The organism is Xanthobacter sp. ZOL 2024, assembly GCF_052932325.1.
In genome coordinates this window covers 2673249-2699497 of the sequence record NZ_CM128808.1, presented here as the reverse complement: position 1 = coordinate 2699497, position 26249 = coordinate 2673249, and the positions used below count along the sequence as shown (strand labels likewise).

At 69.2% G+C, this 26249-nt stretch carries 21 protein-coding genes and 1 pseudogene; 8 read left to right on the top strand and 14 right to left on the bottom strand.

Features of this window, described 5'->3' with window-relative positions; translation table 11 throughout:
* Nucleotides 1–112 precede the first annotated feature (112 nt).
* The 5 genes from ACU4E7_RS12430 to ACU4E7_RS12410 all read left to right on the top strand — a co-directional run bounded on the left by ACU4E7_RS12430 (nucleotide 113) and on the right by ACU4E7_RS12410 (nucleotide 7075).
* On the top strand, nucleotides 113–1009 hold the full coding sequence (locus tag ACU4E7_RS12430; RefSeq protein WP_238119990.1) for a TIGR01459 family HAD-type hydrolase: 897 nt from the start codon (nucleotides 113–115) through the stop codon (nucleotides 1007–1009).
* A gap of 148 nt (nucleotides 1010–1157) precedes the next feature.
* Entirely contained in the window at nucleotides 1158–2117 is a 960-nt protein-coding gene (locus ACU4E7_RS12425) for a bifunctional riboflavin kinase/FAD synthetase (RefSeq protein ID WP_447019032.1), read from the top strand.
* A 100-nt stretch (nucleotides 2118–2217) separates the two neighbouring features.
* Complete coding sequence (locus tag ACU4E7_RS12420) at nucleotides 2218–3447, top strand: aminotransferase class I/II-fold pyridoxal phosphate-dependent enzyme (RefSeq protein WP_447019031.1); 1230 nt, start codon at nucleotides 2218–2220, stop codon at nucleotides 3445–3447.
* Between the two features lie 56 nt (nucleotides 3448–3503).
* Complete coding sequence (locus ACU4E7_RS12415; protein ID WP_447021624.1) at nucleotides 3504–5954, top strand: DNA translocase FtsK; 2451 nt, start codon at nucleotides 3504–3506, stop codon at nucleotides 5952–5954.
* A 134-nt stretch (nucleotides 5955–6088) separates the two neighbouring features.
* Nucleotides 6089–7075, top strand: a complete 987-nt coding sequence (locus ACU4E7_RS12410) for an outer-membrane lipoprotein carrier protein LolA (protein ID WP_447019030.1) — start codon at nucleotides 6089–6091, stop codon at nucleotides 7073–7075.
* 7 nt (nucleotides 7076–7082) lie between these two features.
* Here ACU4E7_RS12410 and ACU4E7_RS12405 read toward each other — a convergent pair whose 3' ends face one another.
* A complete protein-coding gene (locus ACU4E7_RS12405) occupies nucleotides 7083–7574 on the bottom strand; it encodes a J domain-containing protein (protein ID WP_447019029.1) in 492 nt (163 codons plus the stop codon).
* A 146-nt stretch (nucleotides 7575–7720) separates the two neighbouring features.
* Between ACU4E7_RS12405 and ybaK the strand changes: the two genes are divergently transcribed.
* Nucleotides 7721–8194, top strand: a complete 474-nt coding sequence (ybaK, locus tag ACU4E7_RS12400) for a Cys-tRNA(Pro) deacylase (protein ID WP_447019028.1) — start codon at nucleotides 7721–7723, stop codon at nucleotides 8192–8194.
* Nucleotides 8195–8484: 290 nt separating this feature from the next.
* Here the strand turns inward: ybaK and ACU4E7_RS12395 are convergent.
* Nucleotides 8485–10041: pseudogene (locus ACU4E7_RS12395) on the bottom strand (helicase HerA domain-containing protein); the annotation flags it as partial.
* A gap of 189 nt (nucleotides 10042–10230) precedes the next feature.
* Between ACU4E7_RS12395 and ACU4E7_RS12390 the strand changes: the two are divergent.
* The gene (locus ACU4E7_RS12390) at nucleotides 10231–11052 is read left to right on the top strand and encodes an exodeoxyribonuclease III (RefSeq protein ID WP_447019027.1); all 822 of its coding nucleotides are present in this window, start codon (nucleotides 10231–10233) and stop codon (nucleotides 11050–11052) included.
* 32 nt (nucleotides 11053–11084) lie between these two features.
* On the opposite strand, the gene ACU4E7_RS12385 is transcribed toward ACU4E7_RS12390, so the two are convergent.
* Nucleotides 11085–11579, bottom strand: a complete 495-nt coding sequence (locus tag ACU4E7_RS12385) for a Crp/Fnr family transcriptional regulator (RefSeq protein ID WP_238119955.1) — start codon at nucleotides 11577–11579, stop codon at nucleotides 11085–11087.
* A 56-nt stretch (nucleotides 11580–11635) separates the two neighbouring features.
* Nucleotides 11636–12322, bottom strand: a complete 687-nt coding sequence (locus ACU4E7_RS12380; RefSeq protein ID WP_447019026.1) for a response regulator transcription factor — start codon at nucleotides 12320–12322, stop codon at nucleotides 11636–11638.
* Nucleotides 12323–12435: 113 nt separating this feature from the next.
* Between ACU4E7_RS12380 and ACU4E7_RS12375 the strand changes: the two genes are divergently transcribed.
* A complete protein-coding gene (locus ACU4E7_RS12375) occupies nucleotides 12436–12981 on the top strand; it encodes a L,D-transpeptidase family protein (protein WP_447019025.1) in 546 nt (181 codons plus the stop codon).
* Nucleotides 12982–12995: 14 nt separating this feature from the next.
* On the opposite strand, the gene ACU4E7_RS12370 is transcribed toward ACU4E7_RS12375, so the two are convergent.
* The 10 genes from ACU4E7_RS12370 to ACU4E7_RS12325 form a co-directional block, all read right to left on the bottom strand.
* A complete protein-coding gene (locus tag ACU4E7_RS12370) occupies nucleotides 12996–14132 on the bottom strand; it encodes an ABC transporter permease (protein WP_447019024.1) in 1137 nt (378 codons plus the stop codon).
* Entirely contained in the window at nucleotides 14129–15118 is a 990-nt protein-coding gene (locus tag ACU4E7_RS12365; RefSeq protein WP_238119942.1) for an ABC transporter ATP-binding protein, read from the bottom strand. Before ACU4E7_RS12365 ends, ACU4E7_RS12370 begins: the two co-directional genes overlap by 4 nt.
* Complete coding sequence (locus ACU4E7_RS12360; protein ID WP_447019023.1) at nucleotides 15115–16104, bottom strand: HlyD family secretion protein; 990 nt, start codon at nucleotides 16102–16104, stop codon at nucleotides 15115–15117. Before ACU4E7_RS12360 ends, ACU4E7_RS12365 begins: the two co-directional genes overlap by 4 nt.
* The gene (locus ACU4E7_RS12355) at nucleotides 16104–16835 is read right to left on the bottom strand and encodes a TetR/AcrR family transcriptional regulator (RefSeq protein ID WP_447019022.1); all 732 of its coding nucleotides are present in this window, start codon (nucleotides 16833–16835) and stop codon (nucleotides 16104–16106) included. Before ACU4E7_RS12355 ends, ACU4E7_RS12360 begins: the two co-directional genes overlap by 1 nt.
* Before the next feature lie 215 nt (nucleotides 16836–17050).
* Entirely contained in the window at nucleotides 17051–20236 is a 3186-nt protein-coding gene (locus ACU4E7_RS12350; protein ID WP_447019021.1) for an efflux RND transporter permease subunit, read from the bottom strand.
* 13 nt (nucleotides 20237–20249) lie between these two features.
* On the bottom strand, nucleotides 20250–21488 hold the full coding sequence (locus ACU4E7_RS12345; RefSeq protein WP_447019020.1) for an efflux RND transporter periplasmic adaptor subunit: 1239 nt from the start codon (nucleotides 21486–21488) through the stop codon (nucleotides 20250–20252).
* A gap of 147 nt (nucleotides 21489–21635) precedes the next feature.
* Nucleotides 21636–23207, bottom strand: a complete 1572-nt coding sequence (gene murJ / locus ACU4E7_RS12340; RefSeq protein ID WP_447019019.1) for a murein biosynthesis integral membrane protein MurJ — start codon at nucleotides 23205–23207, stop codon at nucleotides 21636–21638.
* Nucleotides 23208–23241: 34 nt separating this feature from the next.
* Nucleotides 23242–23862 carry a Uma2 family endonuclease gene (locus ACU4E7_RS12335; protein ID WP_447019018.1) on the bottom strand — a complete coding sequence of 207 codons (621 nt, stop codon included), beginning with the start codon at nucleotides 23860–23862 and terminating at the stop codon, nucleotides 23242–23244.
* Between the two features lie 125 nt (nucleotides 23863–23987).
* A complete protein-coding gene (locus ACU4E7_RS12330) occupies nucleotides 23988–25136 on the bottom strand; it encodes a DegT/DnrJ/EryC1/StrS family aminotransferase (RefSeq protein WP_447019017.1) in 1149 nt (382 codons plus the stop codon).
* Between the two features lie 30 nt (nucleotides 25137–25166).
* Nucleotides 25167–26150 carry a Gfo/Idh/MocA family protein gene (locus ACU4E7_RS12325; RefSeq protein ID WP_238119926.1) on the bottom strand — a complete coding sequence of 328 codons (984 nt, stop codon included), beginning with the start codon at nucleotides 26148–26150 and terminating at the stop codon, nucleotides 25167–25169.
* Nucleotides 26151–26249: the final 99 nt, after the last annotated feature.

Sequence of the window (26249 nt, the reverse complement as noted above, 5' to 3'; positions counted from 1 at the left end):
GGCGGAAAGCCCCCGGCAACCGCCGGCCGCGCCCCTCCCCGATGCGCGCTCCGCTCTTGTGGTTCGCGGCCCCCCGTGGCACCTGTGCGCCGCAACACAAGGAGAGGACCCGATGGCTGACGGACCCCGGACCACGACCCAGGTGGGCGCGCCCCCCCTCATCTCCGGCCTGTCCGCCATCATCGGCGACTATGACCTCATCCTGTGCGACGTCTGGGGCGTGATCCATAACGGCGTTGCCGCCTTCCCCGCCGCCTGCGCCGCGCTCACCCAGGCGCGCGAGGGCGGCCGCACCGTGGTCCTCGTCTCCAACGCGCCGCGGCCCAACAGCGCCATCGTCACCATGCTGGACGGGCTCGGCGCGCCGCGCAGCGCTTATGACGCCATCGTCACCTCCGGCGATGTCACCCGCGCCCAGCTCGCCGCCCACCCGGGCGCGCGGGTGTTCCACCTCGGCCCGGACCGGGACCTGTCCACCTATGACGGGCTCGACCTCACCCTGAGCCCGGCCGAGGCGGCAGACCTCGTGGTCTGCACCGGCCTGTTCGACGACAATGTGGAAACCCCGGCCGACTACGCCGACATGCTCGCGGCCATGAAGGCCCGTGACCTGCCCTTCATCTGCGCCAATCCCGATCTGGTGGTGGAGCGCGGCGACCGGCTGGTCTATTGCGCCGGCGCCATCGCCGAGGCCTATGAGGCGCTGGGCGGCCGCACCACTTATTGCGGCAAGCCGCACCGGCCCATCTATGACACCGCCCTGGCTGTCGCTACCGCCCTGCGTGGCGGACCGGTCGCCTCGGCGCGGGTGCTGGGCATCGGCGATGCCCTGCGCACCGACATCGCCGGCGCCAACGGGGCCGGCTTCGACAGCCTGTTCATCGCCGGGGGCATCCACGCCCAGGAGCTCAAGGCCCATGACGGCGCGGTGCCCGACAGCGCCTCTCTCGCCGCCCTGTTCTCCGGCCACGCCCACCCGCGCGGGGTGATGCCGCGCCTTGCATGGTGACGCCCGCGACCGCGCCGGGCGCCCCCACCCCCGTGAAGAGCCCGACTTGACGCGGCCGGCGGGCAGCGCCTAGAGCCACAGGCAACCGGGGCGCGCCCACCCGAGGCCGCCGCCCCTTTCGTCTTCCAAGGCAGGTTCAAAGCCGCCGATGTCCGCCACCCCCGCCACCCCCGCCTCCCCCTTCGTGATCCTGCGCGGATCGGATCCGCTGCCGGCGGCGCTGGCCCGGCCGGTGCTCGCCATCGGCAATTTCGATGGGGTCCATCGCGGCCATCAGGCGGTATTCGCGACCGCCCGGAGCATGGCGGCGGCGGCGGGCGTGCCGGCCCTCGCCCTCACCTTCGAGCCCCATCCGCGCACCTTCTTCAACCCGCAGAGCGCCCCTTTCCGCCTGACGCCGGAGGCGAGCAAGCTGGAGCAGGTCGCCGCCAGCGGCCTTGCCGGCGCCATTGTGCTGCCGTTCGATGCGTCCCTCGCCACCATGGAGCCGGAAGCCTTCGTGCGCGACATCCTGGTGAAGCGCTATGGGGTGAGCGGGGTGGCGGTGGGCTTCGATTTCCATTTCGGCCGCGCCCGCGCGGGCTCGCCCGCCTTCCTGGAAGGCGCCGGCCGCCGGCATGGCTTTGCCGTCCAGGTGGTGGATCCGCTGCGCGACGAGGATGATCCCATCTCCTCCACCGCCATCCGCAAGGCGCTGGCCTCGGGCCAGGTGGGCCATGCCGCCCACATGCTCGGGCGGCCCTTTTTCCTGTCGGCGGAGGTGCGGCACGGCGACAAGCGCGGCCGCACCATTGGCTTTCCCACCGCCAATCTGGTGGTGCCCGGCGGCATCGAGCTCGCCTTCGGCATCTATGCGGTGCGGGTCATCACCGCCAGGGGACGGTTCGACGGGGTGGCCAATTACGGCCGCCGCCCCACCTTCGACAATGGCGCGCCCTTGCTCGAAGTGCACATCTTCGATTTCGAGGGCGACCTCTACGGCCAGACCATCGGCGTCGAGTTCCACGCCTATCTGCGGCCGGAGCTGAAATTCTCCGGCATCGACGCGCTGGTGGCGCAGATCGCCGACGACGCCCGCCGCGCCCGGGCGGTGCTGGCGGAAACGTGAATTCTCCTAACAGCAGGCCTTGCCGGTTAGCCGCCCCTTAACCCTAAAGGGGGCACACTCGCACCGATTGACAGATATCGTGTGTCGAGGCCGTCCCATCTTGCCCGCCCCCGTTGCCGCGCCGGCGCCCGTCGAGGATCGCCGCTCTCCCTTCATCCGCCTCGCGGAGCTCATCGCCGGCGTGGAGCCCGGCCGCCCGGCGCTCAGCGCCGCCGTGGGCGAGCCGCAGCATGCCATGCCCGATTTCGTCGGCCCGGTGCTGCAGGAGGCCCTGCCCGGCTTCGGCCGCTACCCGCGCGCCGAGGGCACCCCCACCTTCCGCGCCGCCGCCGCCCGCTGGCTGGACCAGCGCTACAGCCTCGCCCGCCCGGTGGATGCTGACCGCGAGGTGCTGGCCCTCAACGGCTCCCGCGAAGGCCTGTTCTCCGCCGCGATCGTCGCCCGCCGGCTGGTGGCCCCGCGCACCCTCGGCAAGGCCGAGCGGCCGGCCATGCTGCTGCCGAACCCGTTCTACGCCGCTTATGCGGCCGGAGCCGAAGCCGCGGGCTGCGAAGCCGTGATCGTGCCCACCCGCAAGGACAGCAACTGGCTGCCGGACCTCGACGCCCTCGATCCGGCTCTGCTCGCCCGCACGGTGGCCATCTACATCGCCTCCCCCGCCAATCCGCAGGGCGCCATCGCCTCCGCCGATTACCTCGGCCGGGCGCTGGAGCTCGCCCGCCGGCACGGGGCCTATCTGTTCTCCGACGAATGCTATTCGGAGATCTATCTGGGCGCACAAAAGCCGCCGGGCATCCTGGAAGTGGCGGGCGCCGACCTCAGCCATGCGCTGGCGTTCAACTCCTTGTCCAAGCGCTCGTCCTTGCCCGGCCTGCGCTGCGGCTTCGTGGCCGGTGATCCGGCCTTCCTGAAGGAATTCCTGGCCTTCCGCTGGGTGGCCGCACCCCAGGTGCCCGAGCCCCTGCAGGCGGTGGCGGTGGCGGCGCTGGGCGATGAGGCCCATGTCACCGCCTCGCGCGATCTCTACCGCGCCAAGTTCGATATGGCCGATGAGATGATCGGCGCCCGCTTCGGCTATGAGCGGCCCGGCGGCGGCTTCTTCCTGTGGCTCGACGTCTCGCATCTGGCGGGCGACGACCTCACCGGCGGCGAGGCGGCGGCGTTGAAGCTGTGGCGCGAGCAGGGCTTGCGCACCGTGCCCGGCGGCTATCTGGCGCGCCGCGACATCGGCGGCACCAACCCGTGCGAGAACTGGCTGCGGGTGGCCCTGGTGCACGATCTTCCCACCTCCAAGGAGGTGCTCACGCGCCTCGTCACCGGTCTGGCCTGAAGGAGAGCTGCGTCATGCCCGCGACCTCCACTGCGCGCCGCTCCGCCGACGCGGTCATGCACACCCGCATGCACCCGCAGGCGCCGCGCTTCGATTTCATTCCCGAGGCGGTCCGCCAGGGGGTGAAGCGCCGCAGCCGTGAGATCGTCGGCATCGGCTTGATGGCCGCGGGGGTGGTGGCGACGACGGCGCTCGTCACCTGGTCGGCCGCCGATCCGAGCTTTTCCAACGCCACGGATTCGCAGGTGCACAACCTGCTGGGACGGCCCGGCGCCGTGCTGGCCGATCTGCTCATGCAGGTCGTGGGGCTGGCGAGCCTGGCGGTGGTGCTGCCGCTGCTGGTATGGGGCTGGCGCCTGCTCACCCATCGCCCGTTCGGCCGGCCGAAGCTGCGCCTCACCGCCTGGGCGGTGGGCGTGGTGGGGGCCTGCGCGGCGCTCAGCGCCCTGCCCCGGCTCGGCACCTGGCCCACCACCACCGGCCTCGGCGGGGTGATGGGCGACCTGTTCCTGCGCATCGCCGATCTGGTCGGCCTCGGTGCCGCCGCCCCCCTCGACCGCCTGGTGGTGGGCGGCAGCGGCGCGGTGGTGGCGGCGATGGGCCTCTTCCTCGCCTTCGCCGGCGGGCGCCGCACGCCGCTGCGGCCGCTGACCGCCGCCGATGACGATGACGATGCGGACGTGGATGACGACGACGACGATGATGGCACCGCGGTGTCCCTCGGCGCCCTCACCCACACCCTGCTCTCCCTCAAGGCCCGGGTGCTCGGCGGGCGTCACCTGCCCCCGCTCAAGGCGCCGGGCCGGGGCGCCTTCGCGCGGGATGCCGACGATCTCACCGGACGTGGCCTGAACGGACGTGTGGAGCCGCGGCTGGGTGGCGCCGGGCCGCATCTGACTGCCGAACAGGTGGAAGCGGAAGAGAATGCCGAACTGGTGGCGGAGAGCACCGCCTCGCCCCGCCGCCGCGGCAACCGGCGGCCGGCCGGCCGCAAGGGCCATTACCAGTTCCCCGCCCTGGATCTGCTGAGCGCGCCGGCGGCCAAGAAGGCCCCGGCCATGAGCCCGGACGCGCTCAAGGAGAACGCGGCGCTGCTGGAATCCACCCTGCAGGATTTCGGCGTGCGCGGCGAGATCATCGAGGTGAAGCCCGGCCCGGTGGTGACCCTCTACGAGCTGGAGCCGGCCCCTGGCATCAAATCGTCCCGCGTCATCGGCCTTGCCGACGACATCGCCCGCTCCATGAGCGCGGTGTCGGCGCGCGTGGCGGTGGTGCCCGGACGCAACGCCATCGGCATCGAGCTGCCCAACGCCAGCCGCGACAAGGTGCTGCTGCGCGATCTTCTCGCCACCAAGGATTTCGGCGACAGCGGCCACAAGCTGGCCATCGCGCTGGGCAAGACCATTGGCGGCGATCCGGTGATCGTCGACCTCGCCCGCATGCCCCATCTGCTGGTCGCCGGCACCACCGGCTCCGGCAAGTCCGTGGCCATCAACACCATGATCCTCTCCCTGCTCTACCGGCTGAAGCCGGAGCAGTGCCGGCTGATCATGGTGGATCCGAAGATGCTGGAACTCTCCGTCTATGACGGCATCCCCCACCTGCTCTGCCCGGTGGTCACCGATCCCAAGAAGGCGGTGGTGGCCCTGAAATGGGCAGTGCGGGAGATGGAGGACCGCTACAAGAAGATGTCCAAGCTCGGCGTGCGCAACATCGACGGCTTCAACGCCCGGGTGCGCGACGCGGCCGAAAAGGGCGAGACCGTCGCCCGCACGGTGCAGACCGGCTTCGACCAGGAGACTGGCGAGGCCATCTATGAGCGCGAGGAGCTCAACCTCGAGGCGCTGCCCTATATCGTCGTCATCGTCGACGAGATGGCCGATCTGATGCTGGTGGCGGGCAAGGACATCGAAGGCGCCATCCAGCGCCTGGCCCAGATGGCCCGGGCCGCCGGCATCCACCTCGTCATGGCCACCCAGCGGCCGTCCGTGGATGTCATCACCGGCACCATCAAGGCCAATTTCCCCACCCGCATCTCGTTCCAGGTGACCTCCAAGATCGACAGCCGCACCATTCTCGGAGAGCAGGGCGCCGAGCAGCTGCTGGGCCAGGGCGACATGCTCTATATGGCCGGTGGCGGCCGCATCTCCCGCGTGCACGGGCCGTTCGTCTCCGACGATGAGGTGGAAGAGGTGGTCAAGCACCTCAAGGCCCAGGGCGTTCCGGCCTATGTGGATGCGGTGACCGCCGACGTGGACGAGGAAGACGAGGATGGCGCCGTGTTCGACAAAGGCGGCTTCGGCGAGGGCGGCGACCTTTATACCCAGGCGGTGGCGGTGGTGATGCGGGATCGCAAATGCTCCACCTCCTACATTCAGCGCCGGCTCCAGGTGGGCTACAACAAGGCCGCCTCGCTGGTGGAGCGGATGGAGAACGAAGGTCTCGTCAGCGCCCCCAACCACGCGGGCAAGCGGGAGATCCTGCTGCCCGAGGAGGCCGCCGAATAGGCCCCGGCCACATGCGCGTGACCGGGCCGCCACACACCACAGGATCGCCATAGGGTGGCGTTAGAGAAGGGCATGCCGGTTCGCCCCCTCCCCCGATCGACGCCGCGCCACGCACTCGTGCCAGAGATTTCAAGATGATGCCGTACCGCTTCCGCGCGCCGCGCGCCTTGACCGGGGCACTGATCATCGCCCTGACGGCGGGTCTCGTCGCCCCCGCAGCGGCGGAGGATTTCCTCTCGGCCACCCTCAACAAGCTGTTCAACCAGCAGCAGCCGCAGGCGGCCGCACCGGAGCAGGGCGGCGGCGAGGTGACCGGCACCGTGGCCACCGGCACCCTTTATGGCGCGCCGCCCTCCACCGCCTCCGGGCCGGCCGGACCGCAAGGGGGCGCCCCGGTGGCGGGCAGTGCGCAAGTGACAAGCCCGCAGGTGGCGGCCCTCGGCGTGGTGCCGCTGCCGCCGCCGAAACCCCGCAACCTTCTCGGCCCTGGCGCCGCCAGCCCGGCGAGCGCCGCCGCGGCGCCGCGGCCGCAGCAGGTGGCCCAGCAGGGCGCGGCGGCCATGCCCGCGGCGGCGCCCGATGGCCGTGCCTCGCCGGCCATGGTTCAGCGCATCATGGACTATTACAATTCGGTGCAGTCCATGACCGGCACCTTCACCCAGATCGACCCGGACGGCTCCCGCCGCACCGGCGATTTCTACATGCAGAAGCCCGGCCGCGTGCGCTTCCAATATGACCCGCCGAGCCCGGTGGAGCTGATCGCCAACGGCCAGTCGGTGGCGGTGCGCGACCGCAAGCTCAACACCCAGGACATCACCCCGCTCGGCCAGACGCCCCTGCGCTTCCTGCTGGCGGAGCATGTGGACCTCGCCAACGATCCGCACGTGACCGGTATTTTCCAGGACGACCGCTTCGTCACCGTGACCATGCAGGAGCAGGTGCCCATGCTCGGCACCTACCGCCTGTTGATCCAGTTCGACACCAAGACGTCGGCGCTGAAGCAGTGGGTGGTGACCGATCCCCAGGGCTACGACACCCAGGTGACCCTGGCCAACGCCCAGGTGAACAAGCGCCCCGACCCCAGCCTGTTCGTGATCAATTTCGAGCGCATGCTGCAGTAGGCGTCGGTTACGAGAGCCGCGCCAGCAATTCCAGCAGCGCATCGCGCGCTTCGGCGATACGGCGATAGAGGGTGTCGCTGCCGCCGGCGTCGGGATGGGCGGTCTTGGCCTTGCGGCGGAAGGCGGCGTTGATCTCGCTCACCTCCAGCACACCGGAAAGCGGCAGGTCGAGGGTTTCGCGATGGGCCCGATCCTCTTCGGGGTCGGCTTGCATCATCAAGGCGCGGCGGGCCTTCATCGCCTCGGCGCGCAGCTCCACCTGGTCTTCCTGCCAGCGCAGGCGGGACATGACGAGGCAGGCGCCGAAGGCGATCCGCCCCAAATTCTCCAGTTCCTCCATGCTGAACGGCCCGACGATGTCGTAGGGCGCGGCCAGGAAGCCATGGCGGCCCCCGTCGCGGTGCTCCACCCGGCCAATGGTCACCATGTCGAGGATGCCCATGGAGCCGTTCCAGATCACCCACTCCTCGATCTCTATCGTCGCTTCGAGATCCGCCATCCCTGCGCCCTTTTGCCGGAGCCGGCACCATGCCTTGTCGCAAAAGGCACACGCCCAGCCGTTCCGGAAGGCGGCATGCAGGTTCGGCGCCATCTGGCGGCCCGGCGCCCCTTGTCGGTGCCCGGCGGGAGGCGTTAGGACAAGGCATGTCCAAAGCGACCCGCGCCACCAAGGCACTGGAGCAGGCGAAAATCGCCTTCACCGTGCACACCTATGATTACGACCCCGATGCCGACCGCATCGGCCTGCAGGCCGCCGAGGCCATCGGCGAGCCGCCCGAGAAGGTGCTGAAGACCCTGATGGTGCTGGTGGATGGCAAGCCCGGCTGCGTGGTGGTGCCGTCCGACCGGGAAGTGTCCATGAAGAAGCTGACGGCGGCGTTCGGCGCCAAATCGGCGCAGATGATGAAGCCGGCCGACGCCGAGCGCATCTCCGGCTTCAAGGTGGGCGGCATCAGCCCGTTCGGCCAGTCCCGCCCGCCCCGGGTGGTGATGGAGGAGCAGGCCCTCGCCCATTCCCACGTCTTCCTCAATGGCGGCCAGCGCGGGCTGCAGGTGCGGCTCGATCCCCACGACGCGGCAAAGGCGCTGAACGCCATCGTCGCGTCGGTGGTGGCCTGAGGCCGCGTCTGTCAGGTGAGTGACGGCACCACCGGGCTCGGCAGCATCGGCGCATCGTCCGTGCGCTCCACCTCGGCCACCGCCGCGCCGTCGTCCGGCAGGGCGGTCTCGGTGGCGGGCGCGAGGCTGCCCGTTCCCCCGTCCGGAACGGACGTGGTCGCGTCCGCGCCGGCGGTCCCCGGGGACGGCTCCACGGTCTCGCGCACCTCCTGAAGGTCAGCCCCTGGCGCCCCATTCTCCGGGGCAGGCGGCTCGGCAAATAGGCTCGGCTGCGCGGCTGCCGCCGGCTTCGGGCGGGCCGCAGCGGCGGCGGCGCCCGCCGGGGCGGCGGGATCGCCGGGCTCGGTCTCCCAGGCCAAGCCCGGGATGGCGACGATGCGCCGGCCGCGCGGATCGAGCCGGCAGACGATGACCTGGCGCTCTTCCATATAGGCCAGCAGCCGGCGGGCCCGGCCCGGCGAGCGGCTGCCATAGGCCCGCGCCACATCCGCATCGGACGGGCACGGCCGCTGATCGAAAGCCGCCCGGGCGAGGGAGAGGAACACCCCCTGCATGTCCTCCGGCAGCGCCGCGGCCATGCCGAGCACCTCGCCCCAGGGGGAATCCTCCGCCTCGGCCTCGGCGAGGTCGATGCCCGCATGGGCCACCGCCAGCCGACGGCGGAACGCCGACAGGCTCAGCGGCTCGCCGCCCAGCCGGCGGATGCGGCAGCGCACCAGGAAATCCTGGTAGAGCACGGGAATGGTGCGGAAGCCGGCGTCGCTCTCCGCCAGGATCTCGCGCAAGGCACTGTCGATGGCCGCTTGGCGCTGCTCCGGCGTCAGGCTCGGCGGCGGCGGCACGCTCGGTGCGGGGGCGGCATGGGCCATTGCCGGCGCGGCCGGCAAGGCGGGCGGCGCGCCACGGGCGAGCTGGGCCAGCACATCGGCGGTGGGCGCCACTGCCGGCGGGCGGCGCGGCACCAGGAGCCGCGTCTCATCCTCACCGGGGGTGAAGATGAGGTCGTGGGCGTCCTCGGCGGCGGCGGGCTCCGGCAAAGGCAGTAGCTTGGGGCTGGTGGAGCGGGCCGAGGTTTCCACCGCGCCGATGCGCACCGGCAGCGGGCGCCGGGCCAGTGCCGGGCCGAGGGCGACGAAATTGCCGCTCTCCAGATCGCGGAACATTTCCGCCTGCCGCCGCTCCATGCCCAGAAGGTCGGCGGCGCGGGCCATGTCGATGTCGAGGAAGGTGCGGCCCATGAGGAAGTTGGAGGCTTCCGCCGCCACGTTCTTGGCGAGCTTGGCCAAGCGCTGGGTGGCGATGACCCCGGCAAGGCCCCGCTTGCGGCCCCGGCACATGAGGTTGGTCATGGCCCCGAGCGACACCTTGCGCGCCTCGTCCGACACCTCGCCGGCGGCCATGGGGGCGAACATCTGCGCCTCGTCCACCACCACCAGAAGTGGATACCACACCTCGCGATCGGCATCGAACAGGCCGCCGAGGAAGGCGGCGGCGGCGCGCATCTGGTGCTCGATGTCGAGCCCTTCGAGATTGAGCACCACGGACACCCGGTGCTGCCGCACCCGGGCGGCGATGCGCTGCAGGTCCGCCTCGCCCCGCTCCGCATCCACCACCACATGGCCGAAGCGCTCGGCCAGGGTGACGAAATCCCCTTCCGGATCGATCACCGCCTGCTGCACCCAGGGCGCGCTCTGCTCCAGCAGGCGCCGCAGCAGATGGGATTTGCCCGAGCCGGAATTGCCCTGCACCAGCAGGCGGGTGGCGAGCAATTCCTCCAGATCCAGCACGGCCGTCCCGCCACCACTGCGGATGCCGAGATCAATGGACACCTTGGCGGACGTCGTCATCGCGGCGCCCACCCTATACGGAGAGGGCGGAAGGTCATGGCCGGACTCATATCGATTCGGGCGGCAGGTTCAACTCCGCGCAGCGGGAAGCTGCCCCCCGCCCCCGCAGCCCACAGGGCCACCCTTGCGCGCCGGGCCGCACGGGGATAACCGTGAAGGCCTCCTTCCATTTTTCATATCGTTGCTGCCTTGGCCCTCACTGTCTGCACCTGGAACATCAATTCCGTCCGCATCCGCCTCGACATCGTCCGCGCCGCCGTGGAGCAGCTGCGGCCCGATGTGCTGTGCCTTCAGGAAACCAAGTGCCAGGATGACAAATTCCCCCTGGCGGCCATCCGCGACATGGGCTTTCCCCATATCGCGCTGCATGGCCAGAAGGGCTGGCACGGGGTCGCCACCTTCTCGCGCCATCCGTTCAGCGCGGTGAGCCGGCAGGAATTCTGCGGCAAGGGCGATGCCCGCCACGTGGCGGTGACGCTGGACGGCGCCCATGGCGTCGGCAAGCCCGTCACCATCCATAATTTCTACGTGCCCGCCGGCGGCGACGTGCCGGATGTGGAGCTGAACCCCAAGTTCGCCCACAAGCTCGCCTTCCTCGACGAAGTCACCGCCTGGCCCGACCTTCTGGCCGATGCGGCGGCGCCCGATCGCCATGCGGTGGTGGTGGGCGACCTCAACATCGCGCCGTTGGAAACCGATGTGTGGAACCACAAGCAGCTGCTCAGCGTGGTCAGCCACACCCCGGTGGAAGTGGAGAAGCTCGCCCGCTGGCAGGCGGCGGGCCAATGGGTGGACACCATGCGCGGCTTCGTGCCGCCGCAGGACAAGCTGTTCACCTGGTGGAGCTACCGCTCGCCCGACTACACCGCCAACAATCGCGGCCGCCGGCTCGACCATGTGTGGGCCAACCCCACCCTTGCGCCCCACGCCAAGGCCATGACCGTGCTCACCGATGCCCGCGGCTGGGAGAAGCCCTCCGACCACGTGCCCGTGGCGGTCACCTTCGGCTGAGAGCGATCTGGGGTTTTCGGAGGCCAGCGCCTTCAGCGCCGGCGCGGCGCGGGGCGCGGGGCCTCCAGCTCCACCCGCACGCTGTCGAGGGCCTTCATCATCCGTTCCAGGCGCTTGGCGAAGGCGCGGCGCAGCTTGGCGGCGCTGGCGGGATTGGCTTCCAGCACCTTGAGAAAGGCCGCCCGGGACAGCCGCAGCACCACCGAAGGCTCCATGGCGACGGCAGTGGCCGGGCGCGGCCCCGCCGCGATCAGCGCCGTCTCGCCGACCAGCGCCACCGCGTGGACCTCCTGCACCACCTGCTGGCCCTCGGGGCGTTGGGGATCCACCAGGGCCAGGCGGCCGGAGGCGAGGATATAGCCGCAATCGGCGGTCTCACCGGCGCGGAACAGCACGTCCTGCGCGGCGAGGGTCTTCTCCTCGGCGCTGATGGCGAGAATGCGCAGCGCCTCGGCGTCGAGCACGTCGAAGGTGGCGATCTCCCGCAAGAGCGCGATCTCGGTCTCCAACTCCTTCTCGAAATCCACGAACGCTTCCTTCTCACGGCCGAGACGGCCTTCCACTTTTCCCGGCCGAAACGGCCTTAAGGCACCAGCTTGTAGCCGCCCGCCTGGGTGGCGAGCAGGGTGGGGTTGGCCGGATCCGGCTCGATCTTCTGCCGCAGGCGGTAGATATGGGTTTCCAGCGTGTGGGTGGTGACGCCGGAATTGTAGCCCCACACTTCCTGCAGCAGCGTCTCCCGCGGCACCGGCGCCTTTCCGGCCCGGTAGAGATAGCGCAGGATGGCGGTTTCCTTCTCCGTCAGGCGGATCTTGGAGCCCTGCGGGGTGAGCAGCAGCTTGGCGCCGGGGCGGAACGAATACGGGCCGATGGCGAACACCGCATCCTCGCTCGCCTCGTGGGAGCGCATCTGCGCCCGCAGCCGCGCCAACAGCACCGAGAAGCGGAACGGCTTCACCACATAATCGTTGGCGCCCGCCTCCAGCCCCATGATGGTGTCATTGTCACTGTCATGGCCGGTGAGCATGATGATGGGGGCCTTGAAGCCGTTGCGGCGGATCTGCCGCACCGCGTCGCGCCCGTCCATGTCGGGCAGGCCCACATCCATGATCACCAGATCCACCGCGCCATTCTTGGCGGCGGCGATGGCCGCGCCGGCGGTATCGGCGGGGACCGGCTCGAACTCCTCCTGGAGCTGCAGCTGCTCGATCAGCGCGTCGCGAAGCTCCGGGTCGTCTTCCACCACCAGGATTTTCCACGCATTGGCCATCAAGTCCTCCTGCACCCTTGCGGGCGCGCGATTCGCGCAAGTACAGCATGCCTCTGGCCCAGTGCAAATTTCCCCGAAGGCCAAATGCGACGATAGGGGTATTATATTAAGTTATGAGCCATGAACATCCTGTGGGCATCTCCCGTTTGGTGGTCCAGCGCCGTCCCGGGCGCCGCCACGAGGGGATTTTGCGGGCGGGAAACCTCACCCTTCCCGTCGCCTTGGGGCGCTCGGGAATCAGGGCTGACAAGCGCGAGGGCGACGGCCGCACCCCAGCCGGCAGCTGGCGCATCGAACGGCTGCTCTATCGCGCCGATGCCGGCCCCCGGCCGATGAGCGCTCTGCCCGCCCGCCCCATCCGCCGCGATGATGGCTGGTGCGACGCGCCGGAGCACCGGCGCTACAACCGCCCGGTGAGGCTGCCCTTCGCCTCCTCCCACGAGCGCATGTGGCGGGACGACGGGCTCTATGACCTGGTGCTGGTGCTCGACCACAACACCCGCCCCCGCATCGCCCGGCGCGGCTCGGCGGTGTTCATGCACATCGCCCGGCCCGGCTTTGCGGCCACCGAGGGCTGCGTCGCGCTGCGCCGGGCGGACCTGAAACGCCTGCTCGCCCGGCTGCGGCCCGGCGCCCGGCTGGTGGTGCGCGGCGGCTGACGCGCCCGCCATCCTCAGTCCAGGGTCTGGCGGAAGCGGGCGACGGCGATGGTCATGGCCACCAGCATTAGGCCCAGCAGCGCCGCCCCGTCCACCTGCAGGTCGGCAAAGCTCGATCCCTTCAGCAGAATGCCGCGCACCATGCGCAGGAAATGGGTGAGCGGCAGCACTTCGCCCACCCATTGCGCCCACAGGGGCATGCCCGAGAACGGGAACATGAAGCCCGACAACAGGATGGAGGGCAGAAAGAACATGAACGACATCTGCACCGCCTGGAGCTGGTTCTGCGCCAGGGTGGAGAAGGTGTAGCCGATGGACAGGTTGACGGTGATGAACAGCAGCGTCGCCACCACCAGCAGCAGCACCGGGCCTTCCACCGGCACGCCGAACAGGATCATGCCGGCGCCGAGGATGAGCACCGCCTGCAAAATGCCCACCAGCACATAGGGCACGATCTTGCCCAGCATGATCTCCACCGGGTGGATGGGCATGGAGAGCAGGCTTTCCATGGTGCCCCGCTCGATCTCCCGCGTCACCGACAGGGCGGTGAAGATCAGCATGGTCATGGTGAGGATGGTGCCGAGCAGGCCGGGCACGATATTGAGCTGGCTGGTGCCGGCGGGATTGTAGCGCCGGTGCTGGACGATCTCGAACGCCGCCGTGCCCGGATCATCCACGAACCGCTCGCGGGTGAGCGCCGTGCTCACCACCCCGGACAAAGCCGCCAGCGCATTGGCCGAGCCCACGGGATCGGTGGCATCGGCCGCCACCAGCAATTGGGGAGTGTCGCCGCGCCGCAGGTCCCGCTCGAAGCCGGCGGGAATCTCAACGAAGAACAGCACCTCGCCGGAGCGGATGAGATGCTCGGCCTCGTCGGCGCTCTTCACCTCCTTGATGAAGGCGAAGAAGGCGGTGTTGCGCAGCGCCGCCAGAATGGCGCGGGAGACATCGTTGTTCTCATGGGCGAACACCGCGGTGGGCAGGTGGCGCGGCGTGGTGTTGATGGCGTAGCCGAACAGGATCAGCTGCAGCAGCGGGATCATGATCATGGTGGCGAAGGTCACCCGATCCCGCTTGAGCTGGATGAATTCCTTGACGATCATCGCCCGGATGCGCCGCAGGGCGCCGAGGCTCTCCGTCAGCGCGCTCATCGCAGATCATCCCGGCTGCGGCCCATGAGGTCGATGAACACGTCTTCCAGGGTCGGCGCATCCTGCCGCCAGCTCAGCTTGGGGTCGTCGCGGAACGGCGCGAGCGCCGCCTCCAGCGCCGCCGCGTCACGGCCGGAAATGTGCAGCGCGGTGCCGAACGGCGCCACCATGTCCACCCCCGGGCGATCGGTAAGCGCGCGGGCAAGGCCGGTGACGATCTGGGCCGCCGCATGGCCCTCGGCCCCTCTCACCTCCACGGTCCAGGTGGACAGGTGGGCGCCGGCGATCACCTGCGCCACCGTGCCCTGGGCCAGCAGCTGGCCATAGGCGATGTAAGCAATCTCGTGGCAGCGCTCGGCCTCGTCCATGTAATGGGTGGAGACCAGCACCGTGAGGCCCTCGGCGGCCAGGTCATGGATCTGCGCCCAGAACTCGCGCCGCGCCTTGGGATCAACGCCGGCGGTGGGCTCGTCCAGCAGCAAGAGGTCCGGGCTCGGCAGGATGCAGGCACCGAGCGCCAGCCGCTGCTTCCAGCCGCCGGAGAGGGAGCCGGCGAGCTGCTTGCCGCGCCCGGCAAGGCCCAGCCGCTCCAGCGCCGCGCCCGCCGCCCGCTCGGGCTGCGGCACCCCATAGAGCCGCGCCACGAACTCCAGGTTTTCCCGCACCGACAGGTCCTGGTAGAGGGAAAAGCGCTGGGTCATGTAGCCCACCCGCTCACGGATCTTGCGCGCCTCGGTCAGAATATCGAACCCCAGGCAGGTGCCGGTTCCCGAATCCGGGGTGATGAGCCCGCACAGCATGCGGATGGTGGTGGTCTTGCCGGAGCCGTTGGGGCCGAGGAAGCCATAGATCTGGCCCCGCATCACCCGCATGGTGAGGTGATCCACCACCTTGTGGCCACCGAAGCTCTTGGTGAGCCCCTCCACCGCGATGGCAACGTCGCCGCCGCCGGCCGAAGGGCGGAGCGCGGCCGCCTCGGCGCTCACGTCGCGCCCTCCCCAACTGGGGCGCCGGGCATCGCCCCGAGGCTGACGGTGACCGGCTGGCCGGGCCGGGCCGCGCTCGGCGTATCGGGCAGGGCCTCGATGAGATAGACGAGCTTGGCCCTCTCCTCACGGCTGTAGATCACCGGCGGCGTATATTCCGCCGAGGCTGAAATGAAGCTCACCGTTGCCGTGAGCGGCGGGCAGCCGTCGCACGAGACGCTCACCTTCTGCCCCACGGCCACCTTCGGCAGCACCGCCTCGGGCACGAAGAAGCGAACCTTGATCAGCCCCGGCGGCAGCAGCGACACCACCGGCCGGCCTTCCGGCACCATCTCGCCCACCCGGAAATAGATGGTCTGGATGGCGCCGGCCTCAGGCGCCTTCAGGGTGCGCCGCTCGAGCCGCACGGTGGCGGCCTCCACCGCCGCGCGGGCCGCGTCCACCGCCTGCTCGGCGGCGGCGATCTGCTGGCTGCGCGAGGCGATGCGGGCGGCGGTGATGCGCCGGCGCGCCTCGTCGAAGGCGGCCTGGTTCTGGTCGAACGTGTGCTGGGCGGAATCGAGATTGGCCTGGGACGAGGCCCCCTTGGGCACCAGGTCCTTCTGCCGCTTCAGCTCGATGCGCGAGAGGTCGAGGGCGGCGGAGGCGCGCTGCTCGGCCGCCTCCAGGATGGCGATCTCCTCCGGGCGCTGCAGCGGCGCGCGGGCGTTCTCCAACTGCGCTTCCGCCTCGCGCAGCTGGGCCTTGGCGCCATTGAGGTCGGCAACCTGCAGGTCGTCCTCCACCCGCGCCAGCAGCTGGCCGGGGGTGACGCTGTCGCCCTCCTTCACCAGCAGCTCGCGCACCCGGCCCGCCTCGGTGGGGCCGATGAATAGAAGGTCGCCTTCCACATAACCGGAGAAAGAATTCGTCGGTCCCCGATCGCAGGCGGCGAGGGTGAGGGCAGCGGCGCAGGCGAGGCCGATGGACCAGAAACGTGCGAGCATCAGGCGTCCTTCCCTCTTGGCTCCGCGCCCAGACCCTTGAGCAGAACATCGCGATGGGCGGCGAGCAGCGCGCGCGGGTCGAGCGGTTCGATGTCGGCGAACAGACCATTCCAGACGATGGCGAGAATGGCGGGCGCCACCACCAGCTGGGGAAAGCGCACCGCCGCGTCGCTGGCAAGCTCGCCGCGATCGACCCCCCGTTGCGCCACCTGGCGGATCAAGGCGATGCCCCGGGCCACCACCTCGCGATGGTAGAAGGCCGCAAGCCCCGGAAAGCGGCCGCCCTCACCGATCATCAGCCGCACCAGCGCCGCCGCCGGCTGATCCAGCACCCGGTCGATCATGAGGGCAATAAGCACGTCCAGCAGCGTGCGGGTATCGCCGGGCGCATCCGCCACCAGCGTATCCGCATCGGCGAAGATCGGCGTGATGTTCTCTTCCACCAGCCCCCGGAACAGGGCCTCCTTGTCGGTGAAATAGAGATAGAGCGTGCCCTTGGCGATGCCGGCCCGCCGCGCCACTGCATCCAGCTTCGCGGTGGCGAAGCCATGGGCGGAGAATTCCGCCAGCGCCGCATCGAGGATCGCGCGCCGGCGCGCCGCCCGGTCTGCGGCGGTGGCCCGCGCGCGCCGCTCCGCCGGCGCACGCTCGACACCGGCAAGCTTGGGGGCCGCGCCGCGCCGCGAAGGGGCGGCGGCCGGGCGACCGGCGGAGGACTTGGTTTCGGCCATGGCCCGCTTCAACAGCTCAATTCAAATGACTGACCCGTCAGTCATAGACCATGAGACACCGCCGGAGCCAGTGTATTTACGGGTGGCACCCTGTCGAATTCTGCCCCCAAGGCGGGGATGGCCACGGCCAGGGCGCGCTCCTGCGCCCGGCCCCACAAAAGAAAATCCCCGCGCGGCTCACGCCGCGCGGGGATGAATGCTCGAACCGCTGCGGATCACTCCGCGGGGGCGGCATGATTGGGCGGCGTGCCGCCCGAGTTCTTCGCCCGCCCCTTGCCCAGCCCGGCGAGCCAGCGTGCGAACACGTAGAACACCGGGGTGAAGACGAGGCCGAACAAGGTCACGCCGATCATGCCGGCGAACACCGCCGTGCCCAGCGCCTGCCGCAGCTCGGCGCCGGCCCCCTCGGCCCACACCAGCGGCACCACACCGAGGATGAAGGCGAGCGAGGTCATGATGATGGGCCGCAGACGCAGCCGCGCCGCCTCCACCGAAGCCTCCCGCCGGCCATGGCCCTCGTCTTCGAGCTGCTTGGCGAACTCGACGATGAGGATGGCGTTCTTGGCGGCGAGACCGATGAGGACGATGAAGCCCACCTGGGTCAGGATGTTGTTGTCCATGCCCCGCATGTTGACGCCGGTCAGCGCCGCCACCAGGCACATGGGCACGATGAGAATGACCGCGAGAGGCAGCGTCAGGCTCTCATACTGGGCCGCCAGCACCAGGAACACGAACAGCACGCCCAGCGCGAAGGCGAAGATGGCGGTGTTGCCCGCCCGCTCCTGCTGGAAGGCGATGCCCGTCCACTCGTAGGCGAAGCCCTGGGGCAGGATCTTCTGCGCCAGACCTTCCATGATCTGCATGGCCTGGCCTTGCGAGTAGCCCGGCGCCGGCGAGCCATCGAGCTCCGCCGCCGGATAGAGGTTGTAGCGCGGCACGCGGTAGGGACCGGAGATGTCGCGCACCGTGGTGAACGAGCCCAGCGGCACCGTATCGCCATTGGCCGTGCGCACGCGGATGGCGAGCACGTCCTTGGCTTCCATACGGAACTTGGCATCGGCCTGGGCCTGCACCCGGAAGGTGCGGCCGAACATGTTGAAGTCGTTCACATAGGTCGAGCCGATGAAGGTCTGCAACGCGGCGAACACGTCGTTCACGTTGACCCGCAGCAGCTGGGCCTTCTCACGGTCGATGTCGAGATAGAGCTGCGGCGTCGAGGTCTCGAACAGGGAATAGACCTGCTGCAGCCCCGGCGTCTGCGCGGCGGCGCCCATCATGGCGTAGGTGGCGTTGCGCAGCGCCGTCAGCGACGCGCCATCGCGATCCTCCACCATCATGCGGAAGCCGCCGGCGTTGCCGATGCCGTTCACCGGCGGCGGCTGCACCACGATCATCTGCGCTTCCTGGATTGACGCCATCTTGCCGAACAGCGTGCGCTGCACGGCGGCGGCCGAGCGGGTGGGATCGCCACCGCGCTGCGAGAACGGCTCCAGGATCACGAACATGGCGCCGGCGTTCGGGGCGTTGGTGAAGGTGGCGCCGGAGAAGCCGACGATGTTCACCACCTTGGCCACACCCGGCGTGCCGAGCACCAGATCGCCAGCCCGCTTCATCACCTGCTCGGTACGCTGCATGGCGGCGCCGGGCGGCAGCTGGGCGACGACGATGAGGTAGCCGCGATCCTGCTGGGGAATGAAGCCCTGCGGCGTGCTGGTGAACAGGTGGCCGCCATAGGCGACGATGGCCACATAAACGATCAGCACCAGCGCCACCACCCGCACCAGGCGCGAGGTGAGCCAGGCATAGCCGTTGCCCAGCCCCTCGAAGCCGCGGTTGAAGAGGCGGAAGAAGCCGACCACCGGCCGGGCATACCAGGCATGGTGCGCATGCTCGCCCCGGTGCGGCTTCAACAGCAGCGCGCACATGGCCGGCGACAGGGTCAGCGACACCAGGAGCGAGATCAGGGTCGACCCCGCGATGGTGAGCGCGAACTGCTGGTAGAAGGCCCCCGAGATGCCGGTGATGAAGGCGGTGGGCACGAACACCGCCGACAGCACCAGCGAGATGGCGATCAGCGCGCCACCCACCTCGTCCATGGTCTTGTAGGCCGCATCCCGTGGCGAGAGACCCGCCGCGATGTTGCGCTCCACATTCTCCACCACCACGATGGCGTCATCCACCACGATGCCGATGGCGAGCACCAGGCCGAACAGGGACAGGTTGTTCAGCGAGAAGCCGAACAGCCCCATGACGAAGAAGGTGCCGACGAGAGAGATCGGGATGGCCAGGATGGGGATGATGGCCGCCCGCCAGGTCTGCAGGAACAGCACCACCACCAGCACCACCAGCACGATGGCTTCGCCGATGGTGTGCACCACCGCATCCACCGACTGCTGAATGAACTCGGTGGGGTTGTAGTAGATGCCGTATTCGAGACCCTCAGGGAAGGTCTTGCGAATGCGCTTCATCTCCTCCACCAGCGCGTTGCCGGTGGCGAGCGCGTTGGAGCCCGGCCGCTGGAAGATGCCGAGCGCCACCGAGGGGTCGCGGTCCAGGAACGAGGTGGAGGCATAGTCCTGGGCGGTGATCTCCACCCGGCCCACGTCCTTCACCCGCACCAGGGCCTGGTCACTCTGCTTGACGACGATATTACCGAACTCTTCCGGGCTCGACAGGCGCCCGAGGGTGCGCACGGCGATCTGGAAGGGGTTCTGCTGCGGCGTGGGCGGCGCGTTCAGGATGCCCGAAGCCACCTGCACGTTCTGCGCCCTGAGCGCCGTCAGCACGTCGTTGGAGGTGAGATTCAGCTGGGACAGCCGGTCGGGATCGAGCCACAGCTGCATGGCGTAATCGCGCTGGCCGAACACGGTGATGGAGCCGACGCCGTCGATCCGCGACAACACATCCTTGATCTGGATGTTGGCGAAGTTCGACATGAACAGCGGATCACGTGAACCGTCCGGCGAGAACAGGTTCACCACCAGCAGGATGTCGGGCGACGACTTGGCCGTCACCACGCCCACCTGCTGCACCTCGGAGGGCAGGCGCGGCGTGGCGATGGCGACGCGGTTCTGCACCTGCACCTGGGCAGTATCCAGATCGGTACCGAGGTCGAACGTCACCTGGATCGAGAAGCGGCCATCCGCCGTGGAGTTGGACGAGATGTAGAGCATGTGCTCCACACCGTTGATCTGCTGCTCGATGGGGGAGACCACCGTGTCAGCCACCACCTCGGCGGAGGCGCCGGGATACTGGCCGGTGACGGTGATCACCGGCGGCGCGATCTCCGGATACTGGGCCACGGGCAGCCGCAGATAGGTGACGGCACCGAGGATGATGACAATGGTGGAGACCACCGACGCGAAGATCGGCCGGTCGATGAAGAAGTGGGAGAATCGCATGGGTGCGCCTCCCTCACTTCGACGCGGAGTCGGTGGCGGGCTTGCCAGTCTCGCTCTTTGGTGCGTCCGCCTTCGGTGCCTCGGCCTTGCCCGGCTCGGCCTTGGCCGCATCCGCCATCTGCGGATTGACCACGACGCCGGGGCGCACCCGCATCAGGCCGTTCACCACCAGGGTGTCGTCGGGCTTGAGGCCCTCCGTGATCACCCGCTGGTCACCCACCAGCTGACCAAGGGTGACGAAGCGCTGCGCCACCTTGTTGTCGGGGCCCACCACATAGACGAACTTCTTCACCTGCTCGGTGCCAATGGCCGCATCGGGCACCACCAGCGCCTGATAGGGATCGGTGGAGTTCAGGCGAATGCGGGCGAACATGCCCGGCCGGAACAGGCCGTTGGGGTTGTCGAACACCGCGCGGCCACGGATGGTGCCGGTCTCGCGGTCGATCACATTGTTGAGGAAGTCCATCTCCCCCTTGTGCACGAAGCCCTTGTCGTCGATGAGCTTCAGTTCCACCGGATCACCCTTGATGTCGGCCCCTGCCTTGCGGCGCTGAATGCGCAGCAGCGAGGCCTCGTCGATGGTGAACTCGAAGCGGATCGGGTTGGTGGAGACGATCACCGCCAGCAGCGTCGGCGAGCCGGCAGTACCGCCGGTCACGTAATTGCCCACCGACACCCGCCGATCGCCGATCTGGCCGGACACCGGCGCCTTCACCTCGGTGAAGTCGAGATCGAGCTGCGCCGAGCGCACGGCCGCTTCCTGCGACTGCACGGTGGCCGCCGCGGTGCGCTCGGCCTGGGTGCGCTGGTCGAAGGTCTGCTTGGAGATGGCGGTGGAGTTGCGATCCTCCAGCAGCGAGCGAGCGCGCTCCAGGTCGGCCTTGGTGAAGTCGAGATTGGCCTGGGCCTGGGCGAGGTTCGCCTGCGCCTGCGCCAAGGCGATCTTGAACGGCCGCTGATCGATGGTGAACAGCAGGTCGCCCTGCTTCACCAACTGGCCATCGGTGAAGTGGATGGCATCGAGATAGCCGGACACGCGGGCACGCACGTTCACTTCGTCGATGGCGACGAAGCGGCCGACATATTCATCCTGATCGGTGACGGTGCGCGTGGCGGGATGCGCCACGGTCACCTGCGGCGCCGGGGGAGGCCCGGCCTGCTGGGCGGGTTGCTGATCGCAGGCGGAAACCAGAAGGGCGAGCGCAAGCGAGGACAGAACGAGCGGGCGATAGCCCGTGGTGACGAGGGTCATCAAATCCGGCTCCTGGCGGATGGCTGGCATCCGCGAAATAACCTGGGGCGAAGGTTCGGCGCCTCCCGCAACCGACGAGCCGAAACCGGAAATAGCGCGTTCGGATAGCACAGGACGCTGCAATGCAAAACGCCTGAATCGAGAAAATCACGGATTTCCCTGCGGCACGCCCCCCGCAGGCGGCCCCAAGCGGCGCCCCATCACCCCAGCCAGGAAGGCGCGGCCCAACAGCCCGAACACTGCCAGGGCATAGACCAGCGCCCCGCCCGCCGCGACCAAGGCCAGCATCACTTCCTCGCGACCCGTGAAGCCGGCGGGCAGCAGCAGCGCCGCCGCCCGCTCGGCCCCGAACAGGGCGGAGCTCACCACCACCAGCACCGCCGCCAGACGCACCAGATGCCCGCCCAGCGCCGCATCTCCCAGGGGATAGCCGCGCTGGCGGGCAAACAGGATCAGCAGGCCCACATTGATCCAGCCGCCCACCGCCGTGGCGAAGGCAAGCCCCACCTGGGCGAACGTGCCCATCAGCGCGAACTTGAGCGCCACGTTCAGCGCCACCGCCGACAGCGAGGCGATCATTGGCGTGCGGGTGTCGCCGCGCGCATGGAACGGGGCGATGAAGGCCCGCACCACCAGGAAGGCGATGAGGCCGAAGCTGTAGGCCCGCAGGGTCGCCGCCGCATCGGCCGCATCGGCCACCGTGAACGCCCCGCGCGCGAACAGCGCCCGCATGGTGAGATCCGGCACCATGAGCGCCGCCGCCATGAAGGGGATGCCGAGCAGGGCGGCGAGCTCCACGCAGCGGGCCTGGGCATGGGCGGCGCCGGCGTCGTCGCCGGCCGCCAGCCGGCGGGCCATCTCCGGCAGCAGCACCGTGCCCACCGCGATGCCCACCACGCCGATGGGCAGCTGATTGATGCGGTCGGCATAATAGAGAGCCGACAGCGCGCCGATGGGCAGGAAGGTGGCGATGATGGTGTCGGCGAATAGGGCGATCTGCACCCCCGCCGAGCCGATGATGGCCGGCCCCAGCGCCCGCAGGAATTGGCGGGTGCCGGGATCGAGCCGGGGCCGCGCGAACCGAAGGCCGATGCCGTGGCGCTCCGCATCGAGCCCCACCACGAACAATTGCAGCACGCCGGAAATCAGCACGCCCCAGGCTGCCGCATCCCCGGCGGTGGGAAACAGCGCTGCCCCGAGCAGGGTGCTGACCATGCAGATGTTGAGCAGAATGGGCGCCGCCGCCGCCACCGCGAACCGCTCGGAGGCATTGAGCGCGCCGGAGACCAGCGTCGCCAGCGAGATCAGGGCGAGATAGGGGAAGGTGATGCGGGTCAGCGTCACGGCGAGGTCGAAGCGCGTTCCATCGGCGGCGAGGCCCGGCGCCAGCAGCGAGACGAATTCCCGCGTGAAGCCCAGCGCCAGCACCAGCAGCACCGCATGCACCACCACCATGCCGGCCAGAATCTCATCGGCAAAATGGCGCGCCGCCGGCACCCCATCCTGCTCCCGCAGCCGGGCATAGGTGGGCACGAAGGCGGCATTGAACGCCCCTTCCGCGAAGATGGCGCGGAAATGATTGGGCAGGCGGAACGCCACCAGGAAGGCATCGGCCACCGGCCCGGCGCCGAGCACGGCCGCCATCACCACATCGCGGATGAAGCCGGCAAGGCGCGAGAGCAGCGTGAAGCCGCCAACGGAAAGAATGGAACGGAACATCAGGGGTCGCGCCGTGAGGAATGCGGCGCGGAAGCTAGCCTGTCGGCGCCTCCGGCGCCATCCCCGCGCCGCCGGCTTGCGGCTCGAAGGTGACCCGCTCGTAAAGCTCGGCCAGGGTGAGGCGCGCCGCGATGGCCGGCAGATCGAAGGCGCCATCGAGACCGGCGGCCTCCTCCAGCACCCAGGGACCCGCCGCTCCTCCCTCCCGCCGCCACAGCAGCGCCCGCGGCGCCTCCGGTTCGACGATAAGGATATAAGCGAGCCCGGGCACCGACTTGTATTCCTCGAGCTTGCGCACGAGATCGAGGCCGCGGGTGGAGGGCGAGAGCACCTCCATGACGAGGCGGGGATCCACCGCGGTCATGTCACGATCATCGGCAGCGGCGCAATCGATCATGAGATCAGGACGGCGCACGTTGCCATTGGGGACGACGATGGCGATGTCGGAGGTGGATGGCTCACAGGGCCGGCCCTTGAGCGCCTGGCGCAGGCTGGCGATGGCGTTCACTACGATCCGATCATGCCGCCGGCTGGCACCGGTCATGGCACGCACGGGCACGCCGTCGATCAGCTCGTAGCGCACGCCTTCCTCGCCCTTGAGGGCGAAGAAGGCGGCGATGGTCATGCGGGGCAGACTGCGCGCGGTGTTGCCCATCGGTCCGTCCTCTCCCTCGGCGGCGGTCTCCTGGAGACGCCTGGGACGGAAGCATAGCACGGGTGCCGATCACGCAGCGAAGAACCGCGGTCGGAGCGCCGCCACCGGCGACGCCCCGAAAACGTTCAGTGGCCGAGGCCGCGGCGCACGGCGGCGACGATGCGATCCTGCGTCGCCTCGTCGAGATAGGCGTGCATGGGCAGGGAGATGACCTCTTCCGCCAGGGTCTCGCACACCGGCAGAATGGCCCCCGCCGCCGGATACTGCTGATAGGCCGGCTGCAGGTGCATGGGCAGACGGTAATAAACGGCGGTGGGCACGCCCTCCGCCTTCAGCTTCTCCGCCAGTTCGTCGCGCACGCCGGGCTGCAGGCGCAGGGTGTACTGGGCCCACACCGAGGTGGCGCGGGGGTCCACGCTCGGCACAATGGCCACGTCCTTCAGCAGCTCATTATAACGGCGGGCCACCTTCTCGCGGGCGGCGATCTCGTCCTCGAAAATGGCGAGCTTTTCCAGCAGCACCGCCGCCTGCACCGTGTCGAGGCGCGCGGTCATGCCGATGCGCACGTTCTGGTACTTGTCCACCCCCTGGCCATGCTCGCGCAGGCTCTTGAGGATGGTCACCAATTCCTCGCTGTCGGTGAAGATGGCGCCGCCGTCGCCATAGGCGCCGAGGGGCTTGGCGGGGAAAAAGGAGGTGGCGGTGGCGTCACCGATGGAACCGGTGCGCCGGTTGTTCCAGGTGCCGCCGAAGCCCTGGGCGGTGTCGCACAGCACCTTCAGGCCATGCTTCTCAGCGATAGGCAGGATGGCGTCGTAATCGGCCGGCTGGCCGAACAGATCCACCGGAATCACCGCCTTGGGGGTCAGCCCCTGCTCGATGGCCACCGCAATGGCGGCCTCCAGGCTCTCGGGATCCATGTTGAAGGTGTCGGCCTTCACATCCACGAACACCGGGGTCGCGCCCACCCACGGCACCACCTCGGCGGTGGCGCAGAAGGTGAAGGCCGGGCAGAACACCGCATCGCCCGCCTTCAGGCCCCAGGCCATGAGGATGAGCGCCAGGGCATCGGTGCCCGAGGAGCAGGTGACCGCATATTTGCTGCCGGCGAAGGCGGCGAGCTTCTGTTCCAGCTCGGTCACCTGCGGTCCATTCACGAAGCGGCAGGAGGCGAGCACGGAAAGCACCGCATCATCGATCTTCTGGCCGATCCGCGCCCGCTGGGCGGCGAGATCAATGAAAGCGATGGGGGCGGCCGTCACGGGAGACGTCATGAAAAGGTCCTGCGAAAGAACGAAGAAGGATCAGCCGACGGCGCGCCGCTTGGTGGCGGTGGCCGGACCATGCTCGGCAAGGCACGAGATGGCGATATCGAGGCTCGCCACCCCCTGCTCGCCGGTCACCTCCGGCGGGCGGCCGGTGCGCACGGCGGTGAGGAAGTTCTCAAGCTCGCTGCGCAGCGGCTCCGCATAGGCCACCGGCAGGTGGCGGGTGGAATAGGACCCGTCCGGCCGATAGTCGAAATGCTCAGTCACCTGGCGGGTGAGCAGATCGCCGATCACGTATTTCTTGGCGGTGGCCACATGCACCGTGCGCGCCTTAAAGGGCGTGAGCCAGTTGGTGTTGATGTGGGCGAGCACACCGGAAGCGGTGCGGAACTGCAGCAGCGCGATATCCTCGCGCGCCGCCAGCGCCGCCGCAGTCTGCGGCTGCACCTCGATGATCTCGGAATCGGTCAGCCAGCGGATCAGGTCGATGTCGTGCACCGCAAGGTCGATCACCACGCCCACATTGGACATGCGCGGCGGGAACGGCCCCACCCGGGTGAACGCCACCGAGAGGATGTGCTCACCGCGGATCGCTTCCTTCACCGCGCGGACCGCGGGATTGAAGCGCTCCACATGGCCGACCATGAGGGTCACGCCCTTGTCGCGGGCGGCGGCGACGATCTCGCGGCCTTCCTCGGCGGTGGAGGCGATGGGCTTTTCCACCAGCACCGAGCAGCCGGCGCCGATGACGTCGAGGGCGACCTGGTGATGCAGATGGGTGGGCGCGGCCACCACCACCGCGTCGAGCCCGAGATCCAGCAGCGCGCGATGATCACCGACCGCCTTGCAGCCGAGGAAATTGGCGACCCGCTCCGCCTGGGCCTGGTCGGGATCCGCCACCGCCACCAGCTCGGCGCCGGGCAGTTCCGACAGCACGCGGGCGTGGTTGGATCCCATGATGCCGATGCCCGTGACACCGACGCGAAGGGCGCGCGCATCCGGCGCTGCCACATGAGCCATGAGAGCCCTCACTCCTTGTTCACGAGTGCGGCTCCTAGCACGACAATGAAGGAAGAAGCGAGGCGGCGGGCCGAACAGACCCGGCGGCGACGTTCAAGA

Coding starts and splice junctions, on each gene's coding strand:
- ACU4E7_RS12430 (WP_238119990.1), top strand. CDS start 113: ATGGCTGACGGACCCCGGACCACGACCCAGGTGGGCGCGCCCCCCCTC.
- ACU4E7_RS12425 (WP_447019032.1), top strand. CDS start 1,158: ATGTCCGCCACCCCCGCCACCCCCGCCTCCCCCTTCGTGATCCTGCGC.
- ACU4E7_RS12415 (WP_447021624.1), top strand. CDS start 3,504: ATGCACACCCGCATGCACCCGCAGGCGCCGCGCTTCGATTTCATTCCC.
- ACU4E7_RS12410 (WP_447019030.1), top strand. CDS start 6,089: ATGATGCCGTACCGCTTCCGCGCGCCGCGCGCCTTGACCGGGGCACTG.
- ACU4E7_RS12405 (WP_447019029.1), bottom strand. CDS start 7,574: ATGGCGGATCTCGAAGCGACGATAGAGATCGAGGAGTGGGTGATCTGG.
- ybaK (WP_447019028.1), top strand. CDS start 7,721: ATGTCCAAAGCGACCCGCGCCACCAAGGCACTGGAGCAGGCGAAAATC.
- ACU4E7_RS12380 (WP_447019026.1), bottom strand. CDS start 12,322: ATGGCCAATGCGTGGAAAATCCTGGTGGTGGAAGACGACCCGGAGCTT.
- ACU4E7_RS12375 (WP_447019025.1), top strand. CDS start 12,436: ATGAGCCATGAACATCCTGTGGGCATCTCCCGTTTGGTGGTCCAGCGC.
- ACU4E7_RS12370 (WP_447019024.1), bottom strand. CDS start 14,132: ATGAGCGCGCTGACGGAGAGCCTCGGCGCCCTGCGGCGCATCCGGGCG.
- ACU4E7_RS12360 (WP_447019023.1), bottom strand. CDS start 16,104: ATGCTCGCACGTTTCTGGTCCATCGGCCTCGCCTGCGCCGCTGCCCTC.
- ACU4E7_RS12355 (WP_447019022.1), bottom strand. CDS start 16,835: ATGGCCGAAACCAAGTCCTCCGCCGGTCGCCCGGCCGCCGCCCCTTCG.
- ACU4E7_RS12350 (WP_447019021.1), bottom strand. CDS start 20,236: ATGCGATTCTCCCACTTCTTCATCGACCGGCCGATCTTCGCGTCGGTG.
- ACU4E7_RS12345 (WP_447019020.1), bottom strand. CDS start 21,488: ATGACCCTCGTCACCACGGGCTATCGCCCGCTCGTTCTGTCCTCGCTT.
- murJ (WP_447019019.1), bottom strand. CDS start 23,207: ATGTTCCGTTCCATTCTTTCCGTTGGCGGCTTCACGCTGCTCTCGCGC.
- ACU4E7_RS12335 (WP_447019018.1), bottom strand. CDS start 23,862: ATGGGCAACACCGCGCGCAGTCTGCCCCGCATGACCATCGCCGCCTTC.
- ACU4E7_RS12330 (WP_447019017.1), bottom strand. CDS start 25,136: ATGACGTCTCCCGTGACGGCCGCCCCCATCGCTTTCATTGATCTCGCC.
- ACU4E7_RS12325 (WP_238119926.1), bottom strand. CDS start 26,150: ATGGCTCATGTGGCAGCGCCGGATGCGCGCGCCCTTCGCGTCGGTGTC.